Origin of the sequence: Methylibium sp. (genome assembly GCF_013817365.1) — a bacterium.
Taxonomy (GTDB): Bacteria; Pseudomonadota; Gammaproteobacteria; order Burkholderiales; family Burkholderiaceae_C; genus Methylibium.
The window spans coordinates 1-4,803 of the sequence record NZ_JACDCU010000321.1 but is presented as its reverse complement, the minus strand read 5'-3'; the positions used below and the strand labels follow the sequence as shown (position 1 = coordinate 4,803).

Annotated in this window: 4 protein-coding genes and 1 pseudogene; 2 read left to right on the top strand and 3 right to left on the bottom strand. The window is 65.9% G+C overall.

Annotation, left to right across the window (positions count from 1 at the left end; genetic code table 11):
* From H0W38_RS16665 to H0W38_RS16655, 3 genes and pseudogenes are all read right to left on the bottom strand, one after another.
* Nucleotides 1–199, bottom strand: a 199-nt coding sequence (locus H0W38_RS16665) for a hypothetical protein (RefSeq protein WP_292456119.1), incomplete at its 3' end; no start/stop codon positions are given.
* Nucleotides 200–476: 277 nt separating this feature from the next.
* A pseudogene (locus H0W38_RS16660) lies at nucleotides 477–813 on the bottom strand (transglutaminase N-terminal domain-containing protein); the annotation flags it as partial.
* Nucleotides 767–3,421 carry an ATP-binding protein gene (locus H0W38_RS16655; RefSeq protein ID WP_292456117.1) on the bottom strand — a complete coding sequence of 885 codons (2,655 nt, stop codon included), beginning with the start codon at nucleotides 3,419–3,421 and terminating at the stop codon, nucleotides 767–769. The pseudogene H0W38_RS16660 and the gene H0W38_RS16655, both read right to left, overlap by 47 nt.
* Nucleotides 3,422–3,442: 21 nt before the next feature.
* On the opposite strand from H0W38_RS16655, the gene H0W38_RS16650 reads away from it, so the two are divergent.
* Nucleotides 3,443–3,766: an EAL domain-containing protein gene (locus tag H0W38_RS16650; protein ID WP_292456115.1), complete on the top strand. Its 324-nt coding sequence runs from the start codon at nucleotides 3,443–3,445 to the stop codon at nucleotides 3,764–3,766.
* Nucleotides 3,767–4,119: 353 nt separating this feature from the next.
* Nucleotides 4,120–4,803 (top strand): hypothetical protein (locus tag H0W38_RS16645; RefSeq protein WP_292456114.1); only part of this gene is annotated, 684 nt, incomplete at its 3' end.

The following is a 4,803-nucleotide window of genomic DNA, read 5'->3' as shown; positions in this document are numbered from 1 at the left end:
GAATGGCCTGGGTCGGCACGCTCGCGTTCGCCACATCGAAGCCATTGAAATCGGCCGGGTTGGGTGGCGCTGCGAATGCGGCGCAAACGCTGAACGCAAGACCGAGCGCATACCCCATCGACGCCATCCAACGAAGGACTGAGCTGCGCCCGCTCGAGCATCCCATAGCCTGGCGATGCAAAACGTCAATCGGCGCCACGCGAATCTCCTGTGCGGCAACTCCGGCCTCGGCAAGCCACGCGCAGGGTGTGCCGAACTAAGTCTGCCCCATGGCTGTCAGTGTCGGTCAGGGAAATTCTGCAAAAACAGCCCGCACCCTGGCCGAGGCCCTTGCCAATCCTAGCCTCGATTCAGCGAGCAAACCGACCGACTGCTTTGTGGCTTGGGTCCGGGTGCCCCGCAAGCCTCAGGCGCCCTTCGATCCCCGGCCATTGGCGGCCGTGCCGGAAAAACAGCGTTTGAAATTCCTGTTCCCCTTCCTGGGCCAACTCAGCCGGGTACTTGAAGGGAAAGCTCTCGGCGCTCGGTTCCAGGGAGAAATCAAAGGGGCGACACCGCCATCTCGACCACCAGATCCACCGTCACCTTGAATTCAGTGGTCTTCTCCGGAAACACCAGGCGTGCCTGGTAGTTGGCGAACGGGTCCTGCTGCCAGTTGATGAAGTGGTTCGCCGGCTCCACCCGCAGCGAATACGAAATGATGCTGCTGCGGCAATGGGGCGCGGGCCGCAGCCTGACCATCTGCGGGCCCAGCTGAACCGGACGGTCATATTTGTAGTGGGTGACGTGGTTCAGCGCGGCATGGATCGACATGCGCTTGATATTGGCAAGTCCGGGCCCTGGCCGGCACGGCGGCCAGGGCCTCCAGCAACACATCCGGTGATGCGGGTTTCACCAAGTGCGCTGAAAAACCGGCTGCGGCGGACGCGACCTTGTCGTGGTCCTGGCCGTAGCCGCTGAGCGCGATCAGCGTACCTGCCGGGAGCCCCAGTTCACGGATCCTGGCGGCGAGCGCATAGCCGCTCATGTCCGGCAGGCCGATATCGAGGATCCCCACGTCGAAACCGTCACGCTGCAGGACTGCGAGCGCTTGTGTGGCGGTGTAGGCGCTCCTGGCCCGATGACCAAACGTCTCAAGCAGCACGACCAGGGCATCGGCCGCGTCAGCGTTGTCGTCTACGACCAGAATGTCCAAAGTCTCGGTCGGGCTTTCTGTGGGGTGCGGGTCTGTCTGCTGCCCTGGCGCTGATTCGCCCGTGACCATGAGGGGCAGCAGGATTTCAAAACGGCTGCCTTTGCCGATCCCTTCGCTGCTGGCAGAAACGCTTCCGTCCTGCAGCCCGACCAGCCCCTTGACGACCGCCAGTCCGAGGCCAAGGCCGCCCTGCGAACGGTCCGCGGCGCGCTCAGCCTGGGTGAACGGCTCGAAAATGCGCGGCAACAGGTCTGGCGCAATGCCGATGCCCGTGTCCTGGACCACGACGCTCACTCGGTCCCCGGACGGCGCGATCCGGACCGTGATCGTGCCCCCCGGCTCCGAGTACTTCGCAGCGTTGTCCAGGAGGTTGGCAACCACCTGGGTGAGCCGCAGGCGGCTGGCCAGGACGCATGCGCCAGGATGGCGGTCATCCACCTGGAGCGTGTGTTGCCTGGATTCGATCAGCGGTCGCACCTGCTCGATGGCGCTGGCGATGACAACCCCCACATCGACCCGCTCCTTGTCCAGCAGGATGAGCCCGCGCGTGATCCGCGAGACGTCCAGCAGGTCATCGAGCAGGTCCGACATGTGGCCAACCTGGCGCGCAATGATCTGGCTGGCCTTCATCACGCTGGCGTCCGTGCCGTCAAGCCGGCGCAGCAGTTCCGCCGCGGTACGGATCGGGGCCAGGGGGTTTCGCAACTCATGCGCCAGCATTGCCAGGAACTCGTCTTTGCGCCGGTCGGCCTCACGCAATTCGTTCTCCGCCTGTTTCAGGGGCGACACATCGGTGTTGGTGCCAAACCATTGCACAAGCTTGCCCCCGGTATCGCTGACCGGCGCAACGCGCGTGAAAAACGGGCGGTAGATACCGTCTGCTCCGCGCAGCGGGAAGGTCATCTCGAATGCCTGGCCTGTCCGGATCGACTCCTGCCACTTCTGCATGACTTCCGGCAGGACGGCCGGGTCATGGACCGCCTGCCAACCCCAGCCATCCATCTCGGCCGGCGTGGTACCGGTGTAGGCGTACCAGCGGTCGTTGTACCAGGTGATGCTGCCCTCGGCATCGGCGATCCAGGCGAGGTTCGGGATGGTGTTGGCCAGCCGCAAAAGCCGTGCTTCGCTTTGCCCCACTTGCGCCGCTGCTGCCTCGGCTTCCTGGCGGCGCAACTCCAGCGCCTCGGTCGCACCGGTGATACGGCGGTCGGCTTCCTGCAACGAGGCAAGCACAAGATCTGTTTCGCTCAGCCCCGTCGATTCCGTCGCGAGCAGACGGCCGGAGCCGAGCGCTTGAGAGGCGTCCTTCAGGCGCTCGATCGGTTTGAGCAGCCGCCGTCCCGTGGCCACTGCCAGAAGCAAGGCCCCTCCCAGCAGGAACGCCGAAAAAACGCCGAACAAGGCGATGGATTCGAGCGGCGCGGGAATGGCCGCCAATGGGACCCCGACGACAACGGACCACCCATACGTTGGCGACTTGCTGAAGGTCGCCAGGATCGGGGTGCCATCAATGGCGGTGGATTCGAACACGCCTTCGGCGTGCTGCGCCATCTGCGCGGCCAGCCTCTCGCTGGTTGCCTTCCCGACGAACTGCTCGGGCGCCTTGTTGCGCGCAACGACAACACCCTTGCGGTCCAGGATGGAGGCAATCCAGGTTGCCGGCAGTCCCTGGTGGGTCATGATGGACTGCAGGGCGGTCGCGTAGCCCGCAACAGACAGGTAGTAGAGGACCTGTCCCTGCCGGACCACCGGAACCTGCACTGCAAAGCTGAACTGCTTGCCCACGGGAGCGAAGTACAGGTTGGAGACGACGGTGGGCATGGGGCCGGCCTCAATGCGCTCCTTGCTGTTCATGGATTTCGGCAGCGGCTCGCCCAAGGGCACGCGCGTGTTGACAAGCTGCTGGCCCGCAAGGTCGTGCAGCACCACGACCTTGTCACGTGTTGGCGCAGTCTGGAGCGCGTATTCACGGAAGCCGGCCAGGTCGCCCCTGGTCAAGGTGGGGGAGCCGGACATTGTGAGCGCGACGGCTTCCCGCGTCGCGATCTCGCGGTCCACCACCAGCGCCAGGGCGCGGGTGGTTTCGCTCAAGCCGTCCTGAAAGCCAGCCTGCTCCTGCGTGTAGGCGTAGAGCAGGGCTGCAACCGCAGCGATGAAGGTGGGCAGGACAGAGGCAACAACCAGGGCCATCAGGGCCCGGCGAACAGTCAGGTTTTTTCTGGCCACGGCGCATTTTGCCCTGCCAGGATGGTTGGCACCCGCCTTGCTGGGCGTACTGCTGGGTTCTGCCGTGCCGTTACAGCAGCCTGCGACGCCATGTCGCACAGCCTCAAGCTGACCGTCCTCGCCAAAGGCGTGGAGTCGGCCGGCCAACTCGAGTTCCTGCGCCGAAAGGGTTGCGACTCGATCCAGGGCAACCTGTTCTGCCCGGCGGTCCCGGCCGACGAGGCCGAAGCTTTCCTTCGCGATTCGGCGGCCGGCAGGCCCCGGGTGGACATCCCGCCGACAGCGTTCGGCCGGCCCTCGACACAGCCACAGCTCCGCTACCGCACTGACCGTCCTGTCCGATAGCAGGTGGCCTCGAACAGGTCCGCCGGAGGCTGCTGTGGACGACCGAACGCAACGACTGTTTCGCGGCCGCGCATTTGAGGAGCCGATCGACCGGTCTGGGTCGGGCTGTCGGTAACGACGGGCGGCTCTCTGGCGCTTCGCCTGGACCACGGCGTGCTCGAAAACATGCCGTTAGAAAACCTATTCCTGCGCGACGCGCCAGCGGGGGTGGGTGGAATGCATCGTCGATCTCCGTTGCGAACAACTCGTCTCGACCGACCCTAAACGAAGGCGGCCGCAGCGGCCCGAGTCGCGGGGCGCCGGTCGGCGCGGTCGGTGTACCCTGCACCTTTGCAACCGCACGAGGTTGGCACATGCCATACAACCGGGTCCACGTCCGAGACTTCCTGAGCGCCACGGAGATTCCCCTGTTCGAATCGAGCCTCGGCGCCGACCTGAAGGCCCTCGGCCCGGCCGAGCTCCAGCGCCGCATCAAGCGCACGCGAACATTGCGCGACAAGAACCGCGATCTGCTTCGCCGGCAGAAGCTGCAGACGCGGGCGCGCACAGGCAGCAAGCGCGGTGTCAGCGGCCACGCCAACGAGCGCACGGCGAAAAAGGCGACCGCATTCGACGAAGCCCTCAAGCGCTTCGAAGCGCAGGCCAGGAACGCTCGAACGGCGCCGGCGAAGAAGGCGACCGCGGCGAAGAAGACGACGGCCGCGAAGAAGACGACGACGGCGAGGAAGGCCACGACTGCGAAAAAGACGACCGCGACGAAGACGGCCGCGAAGAAGGCCGCGCCGGCGAAAAAGACCGCGGCGTCGAAGAAGGCGGTTGCGACGAAGCAGACCTCGGTCTCGAAGAAGGCGGCGCGGCCGTCTCGCGCTCGTACGCGCAGGGAGCCGGCGGCGACGACGTTGCGCCGTGCACTCGAGGCGAAACGGGCCGCGCTGGCCGCCCGCACCGAGGCCGGCGGAGCGACCAAGCGCAGTGCCAAGGCCCCGGCGCAGTCGCCGAGCGCCGCCCCGGACGGCGTCGGGCCGACACCGCCCTCG